At 60.6% G+C, this 19,687-nt stretch carries 19 protein-coding genes; 4 read left to right on the top strand and 15 right to left on the bottom strand.

Annotation, left to right across the window (positions count from 1 at the left end; translation table 11 throughout):
- The first annotated feature begins 15 nt into the window (after positions 1 to 15).
- From ACODSV_RS10370 to leuA, 4 genes are all read left to right on the top strand, one after another.
- Entirely contained in the window at positions 16 to 906 is an 891-nt protein-coding gene (locus ACODSV_RS10370; RefSeq protein WP_150055649.1) for a LysR family transcriptional regulator, read from the top strand.
- A gap of 10 nt (positions 907 to 916) precedes the next feature.
- Positions 917 to 2,296, top strand: coding sequence for an exodeoxyribonuclease VII large subunit (xseA, locus tag ACODSV_RS10365; protein ID WP_069076966.1), 1,380 nt, complete (start codon positions 917 to 919; stop codon positions 2,294 to 2,296).
- Between the two features lie 3 nt (positions 2,297 to 2,299).
- A complete protein-coding gene (locus ACODSV_RS10360; protein ID WP_069076967.1) occupies positions 2,300 to 3,121 on the top strand; it encodes a M23 family metallopeptidase in 822 nt (273 codons plus the stop codon).
- Between the two features lie 324 nt (positions 3,122 to 3,445).
- Entirely contained in the window at positions 3,446 to 5,125 is a 1,680-nt protein-coding gene (leuA, locus tag ACODSV_RS10355) for a 2-isopropylmalate synthase (protein WP_024077281.1), read from the top strand.
- Positions 5,126 to 5,296: 171 nt separating this feature from the next.
- Here leuA and ACODSV_RS10350 read toward each other — a convergent pair whose 3' ends face one another.
- The 15 genes from ACODSV_RS10350 to hscB form a co-directional block, all read right to left on the bottom strand.
- Positions 5,297 to 6,088 carry an amidohydrolase gene (locus tag ACODSV_RS10350; RefSeq protein ID WP_150054315.1) on the bottom strand — a complete coding sequence of 264 codons (792 nt, stop codon included), beginning with the start codon at positions 6,086 to 6,088 and terminating at the stop codon, positions 5,297 to 5,299.
- Positions 6,076 to 7,224: a pyridoxal phosphate-dependent aminotransferase gene (locus ACODSV_RS10345; RefSeq protein ID WP_150054316.1), complete on the bottom strand. Its 1,149-nt coding sequence runs from the start codon at positions 7,222 to 7,224 to the stop codon at positions 6,076 to 6,078. Before ACODSV_RS10345 ends, ACODSV_RS10350 begins: the two co-directional genes overlap by 13 nt.
- 115 nt (positions 7,225 to 7,339) lie before the next feature.
- On the bottom strand, positions 7,340 to 8,809 hold the full coding sequence (der, locus tag ACODSV_RS10340) for a ribosome biogenesis GTPase Der (RefSeq protein ID WP_041161016.1): 1,470 nt from the start codon (positions 8,807 to 8,809) through the stop codon (positions 7,340 to 7,342).
- Between the two features lie 139 nt (positions 8,810 to 8,948).
- Positions 8,949 to 10,100, bottom strand: a complete 1,152-nt coding sequence (gene bamB / locus ACODSV_RS10335; protein ID WP_024077286.1) for an outer membrane protein assembly factor BamB — start codon at positions 10,098 to 10,100, stop codon at positions 8,949 to 8,951.
- Positions 10,093 to 10,734 carry a YfgM family protein gene (locus ACODSV_RS10330; RefSeq protein ID WP_024077287.1) on the bottom strand — a complete coding sequence of 214 codons (642 nt, stop codon included), beginning with the start codon at positions 10,732 to 10,734 and terminating at the stop codon, positions 10,093 to 10,095. Before ACODSV_RS10330 ends, bamB begins: the two co-directional genes overlap by 8 nt.
- Before the next feature lie 41 nt (positions 10,735 to 10,775).
- The gene (gene hisS, locus ACODSV_RS10325) at positions 10,776 to 12,065 is read right to left on the bottom strand and encodes a histidine--tRNA ligase (RefSeq protein ID WP_150095177.1); all 1,290 of its coding nucleotides are present in this window, start codon (positions 12,063 to 12,065) and stop codon (positions 10,776 to 10,778) included.
- A 23-nt stretch (positions 12,066 to 12,088) separates the two neighbouring features.
- On the bottom strand, positions 12,089 to 13,198 hold the full coding sequence (ispG, locus tag ACODSV_RS10320; RefSeq protein WP_024077289.1) for a flavodoxin-dependent (E)-4-hydroxy-3-methylbut-2-enyl-diphosphate synthase: 1,110 nt from the start codon (positions 13,196 to 13,198) through the stop codon (positions 12,089 to 12,091).
- Positions 13,199 to 13,200: 2 nt separating this feature from the next.
- Positions 13,201 to 14,223 (bottom strand): RodZ domain-containing protein, encoded by a 1,023-nt coding sequence (locus ACODSV_RS10315; protein WP_024077290.1) that lies wholly within the window; start codon positions 14,221 to 14,223, stop codon positions 13,201 to 13,203.
- A complete protein-coding gene (pilW, locus tag ACODSV_RS10310) occupies positions 14,223 to 14,981 on the bottom strand; it encodes a type IV pilus biogenesis/stability protein PilW (RefSeq protein ID WP_024077291.1) in 759 nt (252 codons plus the stop codon). The genes ACODSV_RS10315 and pilW overlap by 1 nt, the downstream gene beginning before the upstream one ends.
- A 12-nt stretch (positions 14,982 to 14,993) precedes the next feature.
- On the bottom strand, positions 14,994 to 16,142 hold the full coding sequence (gene rlmN / locus ACODSV_RS10305; RefSeq protein ID WP_102624575.1) for a dual-specificity RNA methyltransferase RlmN: 1,149 nt from the start codon (positions 16,140 to 16,142) through the stop codon (positions 14,994 to 14,996).
- Positions 16,143 to 16,170: 28 nt separating this feature from the next.
- Positions 16,171 to 16,596: a nucleoside-diphosphate kinase gene (ndk, locus tag ACODSV_RS10300; RefSeq protein WP_017846179.1), complete on the bottom strand. Its 426-nt coding sequence runs from the start codon at positions 16,594 to 16,596 to the stop codon at positions 16,171 to 16,173.
- Positions 16,597 to 16,687: 91 nt separating this feature from the next.
- Entirely contained in the window at positions 16,688 to 16,888 is a 201-nt protein-coding gene (gene iscX, locus ACODSV_RS10295; RefSeq protein WP_017846180.1) for a Fe-S cluster assembly protein IscX, read from the bottom strand.
- 14 nt (positions 16,889 to 16,902) lie between these two features.
- A complete protein-coding gene (gene fdx, locus ACODSV_RS10290) occupies positions 16,903 to 17,244 on the bottom strand; it encodes an ISC system 2Fe-2S type ferredoxin (protein WP_003175958.1) in 342 nt (113 codons plus the stop codon).
- A gap of 3 nt (positions 17,245 to 17,247) precedes the next feature.
- The gene (hscA, locus tag ACODSV_RS10285; RefSeq protein ID WP_150054318.1) at positions 17,248 to 19,110 is read right to left on the bottom strand and encodes a Fe-S protein assembly chaperone HscA; all 1,863 of its coding nucleotides are present in this window, start codon (positions 19,108 to 19,110) and stop codon (positions 17,248 to 17,250) included.
- Between the two features lie 51 nt (positions 19,111 to 19,161).
- A complete protein-coding gene (gene hscB, locus ACODSV_RS10280; protein ID WP_024077294.1) occupies positions 19,162 to 19,683 on the bottom strand; it encodes a co-chaperone HscB in 522 nt (173 codons plus the stop codon).
- Positions 19,684 to 19,687 lie beyond the last annotated feature (4 nt).

The raw sequence follows: 19,687 nt of genomic DNA, 5'->3' as shown, positions 1-19,687 counted from the left end.
GAAAAGGCATGACATGTGATTTCCACTCGCCAACTGCGCTACTTCGTCGAGATCGCCGACAGCGGCAGTTTCAGCGCCGCCGCCGAGCGCCTGTTCATCGCGCAATCGGCCCTGAGCAGGCAGATCAAGGCACTGGAAACCCAGCTGCAAACCCCACTGTTCGAACGCACTGCACGCCAGCCCAAGCTGACGGCCGCAGGCGAAGCCTTTTACCCACGGGCACGCAACCTGCTGGGCGAACTGCACAAGGCCAGTAACCTGGCGACCCAGGTCGGTAACGGCCAGCTCGGCACCCTGCGCCTGAGCCATTCGAGCACCGTGCCGATGAACGGTGCGCTGTTGCAAGGCATCAGCACCTGGCTGGAACGCTGCCCTGGCGTGTCGATGGATATCGCCAAACTGTCCTCAGAAGCGCAGCTGGAGGACATCGCCGACGGTCACCTGGACGTCGGCCTGTTGCGCTTGCCGGTGTTGCGCCAACGTGAAGGGGTGCGCGTCGTGCCTTTATATACCGAGCGATTGCTCCTGGCGGTACCGCCGAATCACCCATTGGCGCGCAATGACGAGGCCGTCGACCTGGCCCAGCTCAAGGATGAGGCGTTTATCTCGATCCCCCACCCCCAGCGCGGCGGCCTGAGTTATCTGTCCGCCGAACTGTGCATGCGCGCCGGATTTTTCCCCAAGGCCGCGCGGGTGATGTCGCGCAAAACCACGCAGTTGCAGTTGATCCAGGCCGGCTTCGGGATTGCCCTGCTACCAGAGTCCATGCAAGACATCGCCCCGGCCAGTCTGCACTTTTTACCCCTGGCCGACCCGGACTGCCTGAGTACCGTGGCGCTGGCCTGCCCCCAGGCGCCGAGCGCGCTGGTGGAGCAATTCTGTCAAACCTTGCACGAATGCCTATAAACTGCCGCCCATGATTAAAGATCCCTTTGCCCGTCTGGGCCTGGACCGCGAAGTCCTGACTGTCAGCCAACTCAACGGCCGCGCGCGGGTGTTGCTGGAAGACGTGTTCACCAATATCTGGGTCGAAGGCGAAATCTCCAACCTCGCCCGTCCGGCCTCCGGCCATGTGTATTTCACCCTCAAGGACAGCGGCGCCCAGGTGCGTTGCGCATTGTTTCGCAACAATGCCGCACGGGTGCGCCAGGCGTTGAAAGACGGCTTGGCGGTCAAGGTGCGCGGCAAGGTCTCGTTGTTCGAGGGCCGTGGCGATTACCAGCTGATCCTCGACACGGTGGAGCCGGCGGGTGACGGCGCGCTGCGCCTGGCCTTCGATGCCTTGAAGGAGAAACTCAGCGCCGAAGGTCTGTTCAGTGCCGAGCGCAAGGTGCCGCTGCCGGCCCATCCACGGCGCATCGGCATTATCAGCTCGCCCACCGGCGCGGTGATCCGCGACATCATCAGCGTGTTCCGCCGCCGTGCACCGCAGGTGCAATTGACGCTGATCCCCACGGCCGTGCAGGGCCGTGAAGCCATCCCGCAAATTGTGCGGGCCTTGAAGCTGGCTGACGCGCGCGGCTTCGACGCGTTGATCCTGGCTCGTGGGGGTGGTTCGCTGGAAGACCTCTGGTGCTTCAACGAAGAGGCTGTGGCGCGGGCGGTTGATGCCTGCGTGACGCCGATCGTCAGCGCCGTCGGCCACGAGACCGACGTCTCCATCAGTGACTTCGTGGCTGACGTCCGCGCGCCCACGCCTTCCGCCGCAGCCGAACTGCTCGCGCCTGACGCCAGCAACCTGGTCCGCCAGGTCGAAAGCCTGCATCGTCGCCTGGTGATGCTGATGCGCAACCGGCTGACCCACGACCGCCTGCGCCTGGAAGGCATGGCCCGTCGCCTGCGCCACCCCGGCGAGCGTCTACGCCAGCAGGCACAGCGCCTGGATGACCTGGACATGCGCCTGCGCCGCGCCTTCGAACGCAGCCTCAATACCCGTCGCGAACGTTTGATCCGCCTGGAAACCCGTCTCGCCGGCCAACACCCTGGCCGCCAATTGGCCCTGCTGCGCCAGCGCCTGGACAGCCTCGCCGAACGCCTGCCCCGCGCCATGCGCGAGGGGCTCAAGGCGCGCCGCCTGCAACTGCAAAGCCAGGTGCAGACGCTGCATGTGGTCAGCCCCCTGGCGACCCTGGGCCGTGGCTACAGCATCCTGCTGGACGAGCGCGGCCAGGCCATCCGCAACGCGGCACAAACCCAAACAGGCCAGCGCCTGACCGCACGCCTCGGTGAAGGCCAATTGCAAGTGCGGGTGGAAGACAACCACCTGACGCCCGTTACCCTTTCGCTTCTGGATTGATCGATGCCACGTCTATTTAGCCTGTTGATGCTGCTGTGCCTCACCGTTAACGCCCAAGCCGACAGCTATATCACCCGAACCCTGAACAAACCGGTGCCGGGCGGGGTTGCCGTGGTCGAACTCGGCCCTTCAGCCACCGTGCCGAAAGCCACGTACCAGGGCAAACCGGTACTGGTCGTGAAGGAGCAGGACAACTGGCTGGCGATTGTCGGCATTCCGCTGACGGTCAAGCCGGGCAATGAACGCATCAGCAGTGGCGGGCGCAACCTGCCGTTTATCGTCGGCTACAAGCAGTACCCGGAACAGCGCATTACCTTGAAGAACAAAAGCCAGGTCAACCCCGACCCGGTGCAGCTCAAGCGCATCGAAGCCGAACTCGCCGTGCAACTCAAGGCCTACCGCAGTTTCAGCCCGACCCTGCCGAGCAACCTGGTGCTGGACAAACCGGTGAACGGCCCGCTGTCGAGTAAATTCGGGGTGCGCCGTTTCTTCAATGGTGAAGAGCGCAATCCTCATTCCGGCCTGGACTTTGCCGTACCGGCCGGCACGCCAATCAAGACACCGGCGAACGGCAAGGTGATTCTGGTCGGCAACTACTTCTTCAACGGCAACACCGTGTTCGTCGACCACGGCCAAGGCTTTATCAGCATGTTCTGCCATATGTCGAAGATCGACGTGAAGGTGGGCCAGCAACTGGTACGCGGCGCAGTGGTGGGCAAGGTGGGCTCGACGGGCCGTGCGACCGGGCCGCATATGCATTGGAATGTCAGCCTCAACGATGCCAGGGTCGATCCGGCGATCTTTATCGGCGCCTTCCAGCCCTGAATAGCTCAATTGCGCGCCCGATAATCGGCGCGCAATTAAAAATAGGCCAAGGACAGATTCCAACCATAAAATCTCGTTTAACGCGCCAATAGAAGAACTTCTCTCAATTTTTATCGACTGCTTGCCATCTTTCACCCCTGAGGTTAGGGTTGGGCTTATGAAAACCTCTCACACCCTCATTCAGCTCCGCCAGCACCGCAGCCTGTGCCTCGTCAGCGCACGACTGCCAGGCTGAATCGATCTGCCTCGTCTTTTAGCTTTATCCCCAAAAACAGTTCTACGGCAGGCCGCCTTTTCTCGGCCCCTACAACAAAGGATTTCCCGATGAGCATGCTCAAAGACCCGTCTTCGAAGTACCGCGCGTTTCCGACCATCGATATTCCGGACCGCACCTGGCCATCGAAAACCATCACCACCGCGCCGATCTGGTGCAGTTCCGACCTGCGCGATGGCAACCAGTCGCTGATCGAACCGATGGACGCGGTGAAGAAGCTGCGCTTCTGGAAGACCCTGGTCGCTGTCGGCGTGAAGGAAATCGAAGCCTCGTTCCCGGCCGCATCGCAAACCGACTTCGACTTCGTGCGCACCCTGATCGAAGACAACCACATCCCCGAGGACACCACCATCCAGGTGCTGACCCAGGGCCGTGAAGACTTGATCGCACGCACCTTCGAATCCCTGCGCGGCGCCAAGAAGGCCATCGTGCACTTGTACAACGCCACGTCGCCGTCGTTCCGCCGCATCGTGTTCAACCAGGACAAGGACGGCATCAAGGCCATCGCCGTCAACGCAGCCAAGCTGTTCGTCAAATACGCCGCCCAGCAGCCGGAAACCCAGTGGACCTTCGAATACTCCCCGGAGACCTTCAGCGCCACTGAGCTGGAGTTCGCCAAGGAAGTCTGCGATGCCGTGATCGAGGTGTGGAACCCAACGCCCGAGCACAAGATGATCCTCAACCTACCAGCCACTGTGGAATGCGCCACGCCGAACATCTATGCCGACCAGATCGAGTGGTTCGGTCGCCATATCAACCGTCGTGACAGCGTGATCATCAGCCTGCACACCCACAACGACCGTGGTACCGGCGTCGCCGCCACCGAGCTGGGCCTGATGGCCGGCGCCGACCGCGTCGAAGGCTGCCTGTTTGGCAACGGCGAACGTACCGGTAACGTCGACCTGGTTACCGTGGCACTGAACCTGTACACCCAGGGCGTCAATCCTGAGCTGGACTTCTCCGACATCGACGGCGTGCGCAAAGTCGTCGAAGAGTGCAACCAGATCCAGGTCCACCCACGTCACCCGTATGTGGGCGACCTGGTGCATACCGCGTTCTCCGGCTCTCACCAGGATGCAATCCGCAAGGGCTTCGCCCAGCAGAAACCCGACGCATTGTGGGAAGTGCCGTACTTGCCGATCGACCCGGCCGACATCGGCCGCAGCTACGAGGCAGTGATCCGGGTGAACAGCCAGTCGGGCAAAGGCGGCATCGCCTACCTGCTGGAGCAGGAATACGACATCAGCCTGCCACGTCGCATGCAGATCGAATTCAGCCAGGTGGTACAGGCCGAAACCGACCGCGTGGGCCTGGAAATGACCGCACCGCAGATCTACGCCTTGCTGCAGCGCGAATACCTGCAAGCCAACACCCCGTATGCGCTGGTCAGCCATCGCCTGCAGGAAGAGAACGGCAACAGCACCGTGGAAGTGGAAGTCTCGGGCAAAGGCCAGGGCGAAACCAACCTGCGTTGGCAGGGCAAGGGCTACGGCACCCTGGAAGCACTGGTCGCCGCCCTGCCGATCAAGGTGGAGATCATGGACTACAACGAACACGCGATCGGTGCAGGCACCAATGCCAAGGCAGCGGCCTACATTGAATTGCGCGTGAACGGTGAGCGTCCAGTGCATGGCGTGGGCATTGATGAAAACATCACCACCGCCAGCTTCAAGGCCGTGTTCAGCGCGCTGAACCGCTCGTTGAGCCAGCTGGAAGCGAAAGCGGCGTAAACCTTAGCGCCGTAATGCAGAAGGCCCCTGGGTGAGAATCCAGGGGCCTTTTTATTGAGTTTCAGATTGGGGTGGCCTGTCAGGGACTCATCGGGGGCAAGCCCCCTCCCACACTTTGATTTGTGAATACATTCAAAATGTGGGAGGGGGCTTGCCCCCGATAGCGGTCTATCAGACCAACTGAAAGGTATCGGCATCCAGGTTCGCCGGAAACCGCGTGCGGTAAGCCGCCAGTTCAGCTGCATCGAGGCACACCTGGAACACCCCGTCCGCCTCCCCTGCGCTCAGCAAGGTCTCACCCTGGAAGTCCAGGACCTGGCTGTCGCCGGTATAAGCGAAACCCTTTCCATCCGTACCCACCCGATTCACCGCCGCCACGTAACACAGGTTCTCGATCGCCCGCGCCGGCAACAACCGGTTCCAGTGCAGACGCCGCGCTCCCGGCCAGTTGGCGGTGTACAGCAACAGGTCGGTGTCCTGGGCATCGCGGCTCCACACCGGGAAGCGCAGGTCGTAGCAAATCAACGGACGAACCCGCCACCCCTTCAGCTCGAACTGCACCTGGCGCTCGCCGGGCGTGTAGTGATGGTGTTCGCCGGCCATGCGGAACAAGTGGCGCTTGTCGTAGTGCAACACCTCGCCATCCGGCCGCGCCCATAACAGACGGTTGCGGTGGCTGCCATCGGCGGCCTGGATGATCACGCTGCCAGTGATCACCGCACTGTATTTTGCCGCCTGGGCCTGCATCCAGTGATGGGTGGGGCCGTTTTCCGGCTCGGCGAGGGTTTGTGAGTCCATGGAGAAACCGGTGGTGAACATCTCCGGCAGCACTATCAGGTCGGCGCCCCGTGCCTGTTCCAGCAGCAGATCAAAATGCTCAAGGTTCGCCTGGCGATCGTGCCAGGCCAGGGTGGTCTGGACCAGGGCGATATTCAGGTTCGGTAATACAGTCAGATCACGCATAGTTTTTCGGCTGCTTGCCGCAGCGTCTCCTCGCGTTTGGCAAAGCACAGGCGCACCAGGCGCTGGCCTTGGGGTGGGTTCTGGTAGAACACCGAGACAGGGATGGTTGCCACGCCGTGTTCGCGGGTCATCCACAGGGACATGGCGACGTCATCCAGGTCAGGACGAATACGGGAGTAATCCACCAGCTGGAAGTAGGTACCGGTGACGCGGGTAAAGCTGAATCGGGACGCTGCCAGCAGGTCGCAGAACAGATCGCGCTTGGCCTGGTAGAACGCTGGCAGTTCGTCGACGTGCTCCGGGTGTTCAGCCATGAAGTCGGCCAGCGCGTATTGCAACGGGGTGACGCCACAAAAATTGACGTATTGATGCACCTTGCGCAGTTCGGCCGTCAGGGCCGGGGGGGCGACCACATAGCCGGTTTTCCAGCCGGTGACGTGGTAGGTCTTGCCAAAGGAGCTGACCACGAAAGCACGCGAGTACAGCTCTTCGTGGGCCAGCACACTGATGTGGGGCACGCCATCGAACACCAGGTGCTCGTAGACCTCATCGCTGACCAGGTAGATATCGCGGTCGCGGATCAGTGCTGCCAACAGGTCCAGCTCGGCACGGCTGATCAGCGCGCCAGTGGGGTTGTGCGGTGTGTTAAGGATGATCATGCGCGTGCGGGGCGACAGCACAGCCTGGATCTTTTCAAAGTCGAGGGTGAAGTCTTTCAGGTTCAGTTGCACATGCACGCAGCGACCACCGGCCAGCTCGACCGAAGGTTCATAGCTGTCGTAGCACGGGTCGAACACGATGACTTCGTCGCCGCTGCGAATCACCGCCTGGATCGCGCAGAAGATGGCCGCCGTGGCGCCTGGGGTGATGGTCACTTCACTGTCGGCGTTGACCGTGGCGCCATAACTGCGGGCGATTTTGGCCGCCACTTGCTGACGCAGGCCCGGCAGGCCGGTCATGGGTGCGTATTGGTTGTGGCCACTGGCAACGTGTTTGCCCACGGCATCGAGCAAAGCCTGGGGGCCATTGAAATCGGGAAAGCCCTGGGACAGGTTGAGCGCGCCAGTTTCGGCAGCGAGTTGCGACATGGTGGTGAAAATGGTCGTGCCGACATTTGGCAGCTTGCTGTTGATCATCGGAGGCCCCTGCAGGTGAGCCTCAAGTTTTAAGCTGCCAGCCTCATGGGGTCAAGGCTCAAACCTGCGCGCACAAAAAAGGGCTCGTCGAGAGCCCTTTTTTTCGACGACGAAATCAGCGCTTGTCGCGGCGCTTCTTGTCGGCCTTCTTGTGGTGAGTCATCAAACGACGCTTCTTGTTCACCTGACGGTCGGTCAGTGTGTTCTTGTTGCCTTCGTATGGGTTCTCGCCACCCTTGAACTCGATGCGGATCGGCGTACCGACCAGCTTCAAGACACGGCGGTAGGTGTTTTCCAGGTAACGCACGTAGGACTTCGGCACCTTCTCGATCTGGTTACCGTGGATCACGATAATCGGCGGGTTGGCACCACCCAAGTGGGCGTAACGCAATTTGATCCGGCGGTTGTTGACCATCGGCGGCGCGTGCTCGCCAACAGCATCTTCCAGGATCTGGGTCAGGCGGTTGGTTGGCCAACGGGTGACCGCGGACTTGAACGAGTTCTGTACCGAGGCGTAGAGGTTACCCACGCCTGTGCCGTGCAGGGCCGAGATAAAGTGGATATCGGCGAACTCCACGAAGAACAGCCGACGTTGCAGCTCGATCTTGACGAAATCGCGCTCGCTCGGCGTCATGCCGTCCCACTTGTTGATCGCGATCACCAGTGCCCGACCGGCTTCCAGGGCGAAGCCCAGCAGGTTGAGATCGTGATCCACCACGCCTTCGCGGGCGTCCATCACGAAGATCACCACGTTGGCGTCTTTGATCGCCTGCAGGGTTTTCACCACCGAGAACTTTTCGACTTCCTCGTGGATCTTGCCGCGCTTGCGCACACCCGCGGTGTCGATCAGGGTGTACTTCTCGTCATTACGCTCGAACGGGATGTAGATACTGTCGCGGGTGGTACCGGGCTGGTCGTAGACGATAACCCGGTCTTCACCGAGCATGCGGTTGACCAGGGTCGACTTGCCGACGTTCGGGCGGCCGATGATGGCGATCTTGATACCGTCTTTTTCACTCGGGCCAGGAATGCGCTTGGCTTCCTCACCTTCGGCGACGATCTCTTCTTCGCCCTCTTCTTCCTCGGCGTCATCCTTAGGAAAATCGCGCAGGGCGATTTCCAGCATCTGGGTGATACCGCGACCGTGGGCACCCGCGATCGGGATCGCGTCGCCCAGGCCCATTGGGCTGAATTCGGCGCGGGCCATTTCAGGATCGATGTTGTCGATCTTGTTGGCGACCACGTAGGAACGCTTGTTGCGCTTGCGCAGGTGCTCGCCAATCATCTGGTCGGCAGCGGTGTAGCCCGCACGGGCATCCACCAGGAACAGCACCACATCGGCTTCTTCAATGGCCAGCAGCGACTGCTCGGCCATCTTTTCGTCCATGCCATGCTCGTCACCGGAGATACCACCGGTGTCGACAATAATGTAGGAGCGCCCTTGCCACTTTGCCTCACCGTATTGGCGATCACGGGTCAGACCAGACAAGTCGCCGACGATGGCGTCGCGAGTCCTGGTCAGGCGGTTGAACAAGGTGGACTTGCCGACGTTAGGTCGGCCCACCAGGGCGATTACGGGAACCATGCGGCTCTCCACTTCGTTATTTCAGAAAATACAAAAGCCGCTGCAAGGCAGCGGCTGGTGCTCGGGGCGGCATATTCAGATGCCGCATGCCCCGCCGAAGCAGGGCCGCCTGGGGGTAACCCCAAGCATAGTCAAACCTTTACTTGATGGTCAGGGCTTCCAGCTTGCCGCTGTTGCCAAACACATAAAGCATGTTACCCACGACCAGCGGACGGGCACGCAGGCCATCGCTGTCGATACGCTCACGACCTACAAAGCGACCGTCCACCTGGCTCAGCAGGTGCAGGTAACCTTCGAAATCGCCTACCGCTACATAGCTGGAGAACACTTCCGGTGCCGACAGTTGACGGCGAGCCAGGGAGTCATTGCTCCACAGCGCAGTGGTGGAACGCTCGTCGACACTTTCAACAGTACCGGACGCCAGGCTTACGTAGACGCTGCCAAACCCTTGGGCGACACCCGCGTAGCTGGAAGCATCACGCTGCCAGTTGATGCGACCGCTCTGAAGGTCCAGCGCGGCAACGCGGCCCTGGTAAGTGGCGACGTAGAGGGTTTCACCCGACAGCAGCAAGCCGCCGTCGATGTCCACGACGCGATCCAGCTCGGAACGACCTTGCGGGATAGCCACGCGGGTTTCCCACGCAGGTACGCCATTCTGGGTGTCCAGGGCGACCACTTTACCGGTCGACAGGCCTGCAACGGCCAGATTGTTGGTCACAACCGGACCACTGGTACCGCGTAGGGTCAACACCGCAGGGGTGCTGTCATACAACCAGCGCTGTGCGCCGGTGCTGGCGTCGAGGCCAATCACACGGTCGTCCTGGGTTTGCACCACGACGATATCGCCGTTGGTAGCAGGCGGTGCGAGGACTTCACTGGTCACGCGAGCGCGCCATTTCTCTTCACCGGTGCTGGAGTCCAGCGCCACGACTTCGCCCTTGAGCGTGCCGAGCATCACCAGACCGTAACCCACGCCTACAGCGCCGGACACAGGCAGTTCCAGGTCTTTCTTCCATTTCACGTCGCCGTTCATGCGATCCATGGAGATCACCACGCCGGTCACGTCAGCCGCCACAATGTTGTCACCGTCGATTGCCGGTACCAACATGTTGTAGGTTTCGCCCTGGCCGTCACCGATGGAGCGGCTCCATTGCTTTTGCAGGACGACTTCTTCCTTGAAGCTGGTCAGCTCGGCCGGAGGCAGTTCTTTTTTACTGTTGCTGCTGCAACCCGCGGCCAGAACGGCCAGAGCCAGCAATGCTGCATGTTTCCAACGGATCACGTCACGCATCCCCTTTGGCCAAGTCGTCGAGCTTGATTTGTAAGCCACCGACCGCCGCTTCATCAGACAGCGCCGCCTTGGCTTTTTGGTACGCAGCATTGGCTTCGTCGGTACGACCCAATTGGACCAACAGGTCCCCCTTGAGCTCTTCGCGAGTGGCTACAAATGCCTTGTCAGCATCGCCGTCGAGCAGTTTGAGTGCTTCGTCGGCCTTGTTCTGTGCCGCCAATACCTGGGCCAGGCGCTGACGTGCGATTTCACCCAGGGTCGGGTTGGTCGGCTTGTCGGCGACGGCCTTCAGTTCAGCGGCTGCATCGTCCAGCTTGCCGGTATCGACCGCGACTTTCGCGACGAACAGGCTGCCGTATTGAGCGTAGGTACTGCCGCCAAATTCGTTCTTCAGCTTGCTTGCCAGGTCAGCCACCTGTGCAGGATCGGGCTTGCCGTCCGGCGTAAGGGTGGTTTCCAGCAATTGCTGATAGAGGATCGAGGCGCCTTGGGATTGGTTGGCCTGATACTTGTGCCAGGCTTGCCAGCCGAACACCACCACTAAAGCCAGCAGGCCACCGGTAACCAGGGGCTTGCCGTTACGCTGCCACCAGTCCTTGAACTCGGCCAACTGCTCATCATCAGTACTCGACACCCCAATACTCCTTAATCGCTAAATTCGGCTGTTCGACAGCTTCAACCCTGCACGACGCAGGTGGCCAAGTGCGCGGCGAGCGCATCGAAGGCAATGTTCTGTTGCTCACCCTGGCCACGCAGGGGTTTGAAACCTATCACTTGCTGGGCCAGTTCGTCATCGCCGAGGATCAGTGCATACAGCGCACCGCTCTTGTCAGCCTTCTTGAACTGGCTCTTGAAGCTGCCCGCGCCGGCATTGACCTGCAGGCGCAGGTTCGGCAACTGGTCGCGCACTTTTTCGCTCAGGGCCAGGGCAGCCAGTTCGGCGGCCTCGCCGAAGGCGCACAGGTACACGTCCACCTGACGGGAGATTTCTTCCGGGACCTGTTCCAGGGTTTCGAGCAACAGGATCAGGCGCTCGATGCCCATGGCAAACCCCACGCCAGTGGTCGGCTTGCCGCCCATCTGCTCGACCAGGCCGTCGTAACGGCCACCGGCGCACACGGTGCCCTGGGCGCCGAGCTTGTCAGTGACCCACTCGAATACGGTCTTGCTGTAGTAATCGAGGCCGCGTACGAGTTTCGGGTTGATCATGTAGGGGATACCCACCGCGTCCAGGCGAGCCTTGAGGCCCTCGAAGTGCGTACGGGACTCGTCGTCCAGGTAGTCGGCCATTTTTGGCGCGTCGACCAGTACGGCTTGCGTGTCGGCATTCTTGGTATCGAGGACGCGCAGCGGATTGGTCTTCAGGCGGCGCTGGCTGTCTTCGTCAAGTTTGTCCAGGTGGGCGGACAGGTACTCGACCAAGGCAACCCGGTAGCGGCCGCGAGATTCGCTGGTGCCCAGGCTGTTGAGCTCAAGCTTGACCGCGTCGCGGATACCCAGCAGGCCCCATAGGCGCCAGGTCAGCACGATCAGCTCGGCGTCGATGTCCGGACCGTCGAGGTTGAACACCTCCAGGCCGATCTGGTGGAACTGGCGATAACGGCCTTTCTGTGGGCGCTCGTGACGGAACATCGGGCCGATGTACCACAGTTTCTGCGGCTGGCCACCGCCGGTAAGGCCATGCTCAAGCACGGCGCGCACGCAGGCGGCGGTCCCTTCCGGACGCAGGGTCAGGGAGTCGCCGTTGCGGTCTTCGAAGGTGTACATCTCTTTTTCGACGATGTCGGTCACTTCACCGATAGAGCGCTTGAACAGCTCGGTGAATTCGACGATCGGCATGCGGATCTGTTTGTAACCGTAGTTATCCAGCAGGCGCGCGACAGTGCCTTCGAAATAGCGCCACAGCGGCGTCTGCTCCGGCAGGATGTCGTTCATGCCACGTATGGCTTGCAGAGACTTGCTCACATCAAATCCTTAAATTCGTTCAATCAGCCGCGCGCGATCAGCGCTGCGTCAGCCGCGACCTTTTCGGCCGCTTTCTGGCGGATCAGTCTTTCGAGCTCATCCACCAGATTGTCATTCGTCAACTTCTGCGACGGCTTACCGTCGATATAGATCAGGTTTGGCGTGCCGCCGGTCAAGCCGATATGGGCTTCCTTGGCTTCACCCGGGCCGTTGACCACGCAACCGATTACCGCAACATCCAACGGTACCAGCAGGTCCTCGAGGCGCCCTTCCAGTTCGTTCATGGTTTTCACCACGTCGAAGTTCTGCCGCGAGCAGCTCGGGCAGGCAATGAAGTTGATGCCACGGGAACGCAAATGCAGGGATTTGAGAATGTCGTAACCGACCTTCACTTCCTCTACCGGGTCTGCCGCCAGGGAGATGCGGATAGTATCGCCAATCCCTTCGGCGAGCAGCATACCGAGACCCACCGCAGATTTCACTGTGCCTGAGCGTAAACCGCCGGCTTCGGTGATCCCCAGGTGCAGCGGCTGCACGATTTCCTTGGCCAGCAGGCGGTAGGCTTCTACTGCCATGAAGACGTCGGACGCCTTTACGCTGACCTTGAAGTCCTGGAAATTCAGGCGCTCAAGGTGCTCAACGTGGCGCAGTGCCGACTCAACCAACGCGGCAGGAGTGGGTTCGCCGTATTTCTTTTGCAGGTCTTTTTCGAGGGAACCGGCGTTGACGCCGATACGGATCGGAATCCCGCGGTCACGGGCAGCATCCACCACGGCACGCACGCGGTCTTCACGACCGATGTTGCCCGGGTTGATGCGCAGGCAATCGACGCCGAGTTCGGCCACGCGTAGCGCGATCCTGTAGTCGAAGTGGATGTCGGCAACCAACGGCACCTTGACCAATTGCTTGATACGGCCAAAGGCTTCGGCAGCGTCCATGTCCGGCACGGAAACCCGCACGATGTCGACGCCAGCCGCTTCCAGACGATTGATCTGGGCGACGGTAGCTGCGACATCATTGGTGTCGCTGTTGGTCATGCTTTGTACTGCGATGGGGGCATCGCCACCCACCGGCACCGAGCCGACCCAGATCTTGCGCGATACGCGACGTTTGATTGGAGATTCGCCGTGCATGACTATTGTCCCAACTTCAGGCGAGCGGTCTCGCCACTGGTGAACGGCGCCACGTCCACAGGCTGGCCGTTGTAGGCCACTTGCGCGCCACGGGCAAAGCCCAGACGCAGCGTCAAAGGTGGTTTGCCGCCCTGGTCGAGCGTGTCGCCCTTACGCTTCAGACCGCTGAACAGCACTTTGCCATTGCCATCGGTGAGCTGCGTCCAGCAATCAGCAACAAAGGTGATTTGTACGTGCCCGTCACCCGCGATCAACGCAGGTGTGGTGGGCGGCGAAATCGCTGGCGCCGCCGGGGCAGCTGGGGCGGTAGTCGCAGGAGCCTGGGCGGGAACAGCCGGCGCATGGGCCTGGGCAGCAGGCGCTACCGGAGTATGAGCAGGTACGGCCGGGGTACTTGGAACGGCCGGTGTAGCCGGAGCAGGTACTACAGCGGTTGCAGTGCCTGCATCCGGTATCGGTTGCTCGGTGGCGGGCGGCACCTGGGGCGCAGCCTGGCCTTCGACAACAGCCTGGTCTTCCGGCTCGTCGAGCGGGTGAATCTGGGTGGTGCCGTCGGCGCTCTCGACTTCGACGTGCTCCATGCTGTTACTGGCCAGGTCCTTGCCGCGCTGGGAAGTCTGGTCCTGCCACCAGAGGAAGCCACCACCGATGACGGCGATCAACAGTAACAGGCTGACAATACGCAAGATCGTGTGGGAAACCCGCACCGGCTCTTCGATGCGACCCAGGCCATGGACATTGCTGCCCTGGGAGTCGGTACCGGTGAACTGGTCGAACTCCTGGACCAGGACGGCCTGGTCGATGCCCAGCAATTTGGCATAGGCGCGGATATAGCCGCGGGCAAAGGTATGCCCAGGCAGCTTGTCGAACGCGCCGGCTTCCAGGTTGCCCAGGGACGTGGTGGTCAAATTGAGCTTGAGGGCCACTTCTGCCAGCGACCAACCATTGCTTTCGCGGGCCTGACGCAAGGTCTCGCCTGGGTTTACGCGATTAGCTGCTACAACTTCCGGGTGCGCCGCTTTCATCATTGCTCCGACAGGTATTGCTGATATTCCGGGGTACCGGGATAGAGTCGTTCGAGTTGCTGGCCAAAACGTGCGGCCGTGTCGCGTTCTTCATGAACCGTCGCCAGGCGCACGCCGAGCAATAGACTACGTGCATTTTGCCCGCTGAGCAGGCTAAAACGCTCGTAATAGTCACGTGCCGGCACATAATGCCTGTCTTCGTAGGACAACTCAGCCATTTCGAGCAAGGCTCGTGGCTGGCGACTGTTCAGGTGCAGGGCTTTTTCCAACTGCTGGCGCGCGCTGTCGCGCAGGCCGAGGCGCTTGGAGGTCACTCCCAGGTTCTCGAAAACGCGCGAGCGCTCAGGATAGAGGGTGTCGGCGCTGGCTTGCTGGAAATAACGAGAAGCCTGGTCATAGCGTTTCTGCTCGAACAGAAAGCTGCCGTAGTTGTTCAGCAGCCGTGGGTCGGCAGGACGGGAGGCCAGGGCCTTGTTGAAATACTGGTCGGCCAGTTCAGGCTCGGCCTGGGCCTGGAACACCAAGGCCAGTGCAGCATTGGCGTCGGCATCGTCGCGGTCCAGCTCTATGGCCTTTCTCAACGGCACCTTGGCTTGCTCGCTCATGCCTTGGCGCAGGTAACCCAGGCCCAACTGAACATAGGCCGCTCGCGCCTCTTCACGGCCCTTGCCGGTTTGCAAAGGGCTGTCATGGCCCGATGAAACACAACCGGCCGCAAGACCGGTAACCAGCAGGAGCAGCGCAAGGCGCAAGGGCATAGAGATCCTCTCTCAGGTTCGATTCGCAGCGCTTTGCGGCATATCGTCGGCGGCACTCAGTTCGCGCACCGCGATATATCGTTCGCTGCGACGGGTGCGATCCAGCACCTGTCCTACCAATTGGCCACAAGCGGCGTCGATGTCTTCACCACGGGTGGTACGTACGGTGACATTGAAGCCCGCCTGGTGCAGTTGATCCTGGAAACGGCGGATGGCGTTGTTGCTCGGCCGCTCGTAGCCAGAATGGGGAAACGGGTTGAACGGAATCAGGTTGATCTTGCACGGGATGTTCTTGAGCAACTCGATCATCTCGACCGCGTGTTCGACCTTGTCGTTGATGTCCTTGAGCAAGGTGTACTCGATGGTCAGCACGCGCTTTTCGCCCAGGGACGACATATAGCGCTGGCAAGATTCGAGCAGCATCTTAAGCGGATACTTCTTGTTGATCGGCACCAATTGGTTACGCAATGCGTCATTCGGTGCGTGCAGCGACAACGCCAGGGAGACGTCGATGTGCTTGGACAGCTCATCGATCATCGGCACCACGCCGGAAGTCGACAGGGTCACACGGCGCTTGGAGATGCCGTAGCCCAGGTCGTCCATCATCAGGTGCATGGCCGCAACCACGTTGTCGAAGTTCAGCAGCGGCTCACCCATGCCCATCATCACCACGTTGGTGATGGCACGGTCGACGGTCGCCGGGACGCTGCCAAAGGATTTGTTGGCAATCCACACCTGGCCAATGACTTCGGCGGCGGTGAGGTTGCTATTGAAGCCTTGCTTGCCGGTGGAGCAGAAACTGCAATCCAGGGCACAGCCTGCCTGGGACGAAACGCACAAGGTGCCGCGTTTGCCCTGGGGAATGTATACGGTCTCGACGCAGCTGCCGGACGCCACGCGCACCACCCATTTACGGGTGCCGTCGCTGGAGATGTCCTCGCTGACAACTTCCGGACCACGGACCTCGGCAATGGCCTTGAGCTTGTCACGCAGGGCCTTGCTGACGTTCGTCATGGCATCGAAATCGTCGACGCCAAAGTGGTGAATCCACTTCATTACCTGACCGGCACGGAAACGCTTCTCCCCGATTGAGTCGAAGAATTTTTCCATTTCCTGTTGAGTCAGACCCAGCAGGTTGGTTTTTACAGTCGATGTAGTCATGGATTCACCTTCACTCTTAAGCCAATGCTTAGCGAGTGGTTACTTCAGTAGCTGCGAAGAAGTACGAGATTTCGCGAGCAGCAGCGGCTTCGGAGTCCGAACCGTGTACAGCGTTGGCGTCGATGGAGTCAGCGAAATCAGCACGGATGGTGCCGGCAGCTGCTTCTTTAGGGTTGGTAGCACCCATCAGTTCGCGGTTCAGAGCGATAGCGTTTTCGCCTTCCAGAACCTGAACAACGACAGGACCGGAGATCATGAAGGCAACCAGGTCGCCGAAGAAGCCACGAGCGCTGTGCTCAGCGTAGAAACCTTCAGCTTCAGCCTTGGACAGTTGCTTGAGTTTCGAAGCTACAACCTTCAGGCCGGCTTTTTCGAAACGAGTGGTGATCTCGCCGATGACGTTTTTTGCAACAGCGTCAGGCTTGATGATGGAGAAAGTACGTTGAACAGCCATGGTGTAACTCCAGAAACGGTAATTTACGAAAAATTAAACCCGCGAATTATACGCGGGTTCTTGGGTATTGCCTAACTGCGTAAGGGAGGCGTCAGTCCTGTTCTTCTTTCCAGGCTGTCTGAATAGCTTCCAAAACCTTTTCGCCACCGCGATCACGCTCATCGTCAAAACCTGGCAAGGCCATGACCATGTCACGCAAAGCAACAAAGTTCAGCGAATAGGGATCCATATCCGGGTTGCCGTCGGCCAACAGGATAGCGATTTCTTGCACATCAACCCATTTAAGACTCATGACACTTCCTTGAATCAGTGCGGCGCTTCGGCCGCATGGTTGAGGGAATATTTCGGGATTTCGACGGTGATGTCTTCCGTTCCGACCTTTGCCTGACAGCTTAGGCGAGAAGTCGCTTCCAGGCCCCAGGCCCGGTCAAGAAAGTCCTCTTCCAACTCGTCCGCTTCTTCCAGAGAGTTGAACCCCTCACGAATGATGCAGTGGCAGGTGGTGCAAGCGCACACTCCACCACAGGCACTTTCGATCTCGATGTGGTTGTCATGGGCAACTTCGAGGATGGACTTGCCGGTCTCAGCCTCAACAACCATACCGTCCGGGCAGTGCTCGGCGTGTGGCAGAAAAATGACCTGCGGCATTGATTATTCCTCGATTTCATTCAGGTTGCGCCCGGCCAGTGCGGCTTTCACCGTCTGATCCATGCGGCGGGCGGCAAAGGCGTCAGTCACCTGCGACAAGCGCTTGGTCTGTTGCTCGATGGCGTAACCATCGTTGCCTTTCATCAGTTCGGCCAGTTCCTGCATCTGCAGGTCGATGACCATGCGCTCTTCGGCATCCAGCAGGCGCTCGCCGTCGGTGTCAAGGGCGCCCTGCACCGCTTCGAGCAGGCGCTGGGCATCCACTTGTTGCTCACGCAGTACGCGCGCGACCTTATCGTCACCGGCGTACTGGAACGAGTCCTTGAGCATCTTGGCGATTTCGCCGTCAGTCAGGCCGTAGGACGGCTTGACCTGGATGCTCGCTTCGACGCCTGACGCCAATTCACGCGCAGCCACGCTGAGCAGGCCGTCGGCGTCGACCTGGAAGGTCACGCGAATCTTCGCGGCACCGGCAACCATGGCAGGGATACCGCGCAATTCGAAGCGCGCCAGTGAGCGACAGTCGCTGATCAGCTCGCGCTCACCTTGCAGCACATGAATCATCATGGCCGTCTGGCCATCTTTATAGGTCGTGAAGTCCTGGGCGCGGGCGACAGGGATGGTGGTGTTGCGCGGAATCACCTTCTCCATCAAGCCGCCCATGGTTTCCAGCCCCAGGGACAACGGAATCACGTCGAGCAGCAACAGCTCGCCACCATCGCGCTTATTGCCGGCCAGGGTATCGGCCTGGATCGCCGCACCGATGGCGACCACTTGATCCGGATCGATTTCGGTCAGCGGCTGGCGGCCAAAAGCTTCGGCCACGGCTTCGCGAACACGTGGTACGCGGGTCGAACCGCCGACCATGACCACGGCGACTACGTCCTCCAGCTCGACGCCGGAATCACGCACGGCGCGCCGGCAGGCTTTCAGGCTGCGGGCGACCATCGGCTCGATCAAAGCATCGAAGGCTTCACGGGTCAGTTGGGCCGACCAGCTACCATAGGACACTTCAACCGATGCAGCATCAGTCAGCGCTTCTTTAGCAGCGCAGGCGGTTTGCAGCAGGTTGCGCTGCGCGCCCGGGTCCAGATCGGCGGACAAGCCGGCACTGGTGATGATCCAGCCCGCGATGGCGTGATCGAAGTCATCGCCGCCCAGGGCTGTATCGCCACCCGTGGCCAGTACTTCGAAGACACCGCCAGTCAGGCGCAGGATCGAAATATCAAAGGTGCCGCCGCCCAGGTCGTAAATGGCGACCAGGCCTTCGGCATGCTGGTCCAGGCCATACGCCACAGCGGCTGCCGTCGGCTCGTTGAGCAGGCGCAGCACGTTCAGGCCGGCAAGCTTCGCCGCGTCCTTGGTGGCCTGGCGCTGAGCATCATCGAAATAGGCCGGAACCGTGATCACCGCCCCGACCAGCTCGCCGCCCAAGGTGGTTTCTGCACGCTGGCGCAGCACCTTGAGGATATCGGCCGACACTTCCACCGGGCTCTTCGGGCCCTGGACGGTGTCGATGAACGGCATGTGGGACTCGCCACCGACAAAGCGGTACGGCAGTTGGTCGCCCAGCTGCTTGACGTCGGACAGACCACGACCCATCAAGCGTTTGACCGACAGTACGGTATTCAGGGGGTCGGTAGACGCCGCCAGCTTGGCCGACTCGCCCACTTCGGTGCGATCGGCGTGATAACGCACAGCGGACGGCAGGATCACCTGGCCATCGGCGTCGGGCAGCGGCTCGGACAGGCCGCTGCGCAAGGCAGCGACCAGGGAATTGGTGGTGCCCAGGTCAATCCCCACCGCCAGGCGACGCTGGTGCGGTTGAGGGCTTTGGCCGGGTTCGGCGATTTGCAGTAGAGCCATGGTAATCAGGTCTTATCTGTCTATCAGGCGTGCATCACGGGCAGCACTGGGTTAATCGTCGAGGCGCTCTTCTAGCTGGCGCACTTCGTAGGAGAGCTTGTCGAGGAACTGCATGCGCCGCATCAGGCGTTCGGCCTGTTCACGTTGCGCCGCATCATTCCAACAGGCTGCGAAGCTTTCGTTGAGCTCATCCTGGGCGGTTTTCAGACGACGCTTGAAGACCGCGACACCCGCCAGATCGGCTTCGTCCTGCAAGTCTTCGAGCTCTTCGCGCCACTGCATCTGCTGCATCAGGAAGTCCGGGTCGTGCACCGTGACTTCCAACGGCAACTCGCCACCATTCATCGCGAGCAGGTAACGCGCGCGCTTGGGGGGACTTTTGAGCGTCTGATAGGCTTCGTTGAGGCTGGCCGATTGTTCCAGCGCCAGGCGTTGCTCACGCTCGGAAGCGTCAGCGAAGCGGTCCGGATGCACCCCACGCGCCAATTCACGGTAGCGCGTGGCAAGCTGCTCGAGGTCCAGCCGAAAGCTCGGCTGCAGCTCGAATAAAGCGAAATGACAAGGAGTGCCCACAAAT

This window comes from Pseudomonas sp. FG86 (assembly GCF_057808775.1).
Note: the sequence above shows the minus strand (reverse complement) of the source record. Positions and strands in the feature narration are given on the sequence as shown.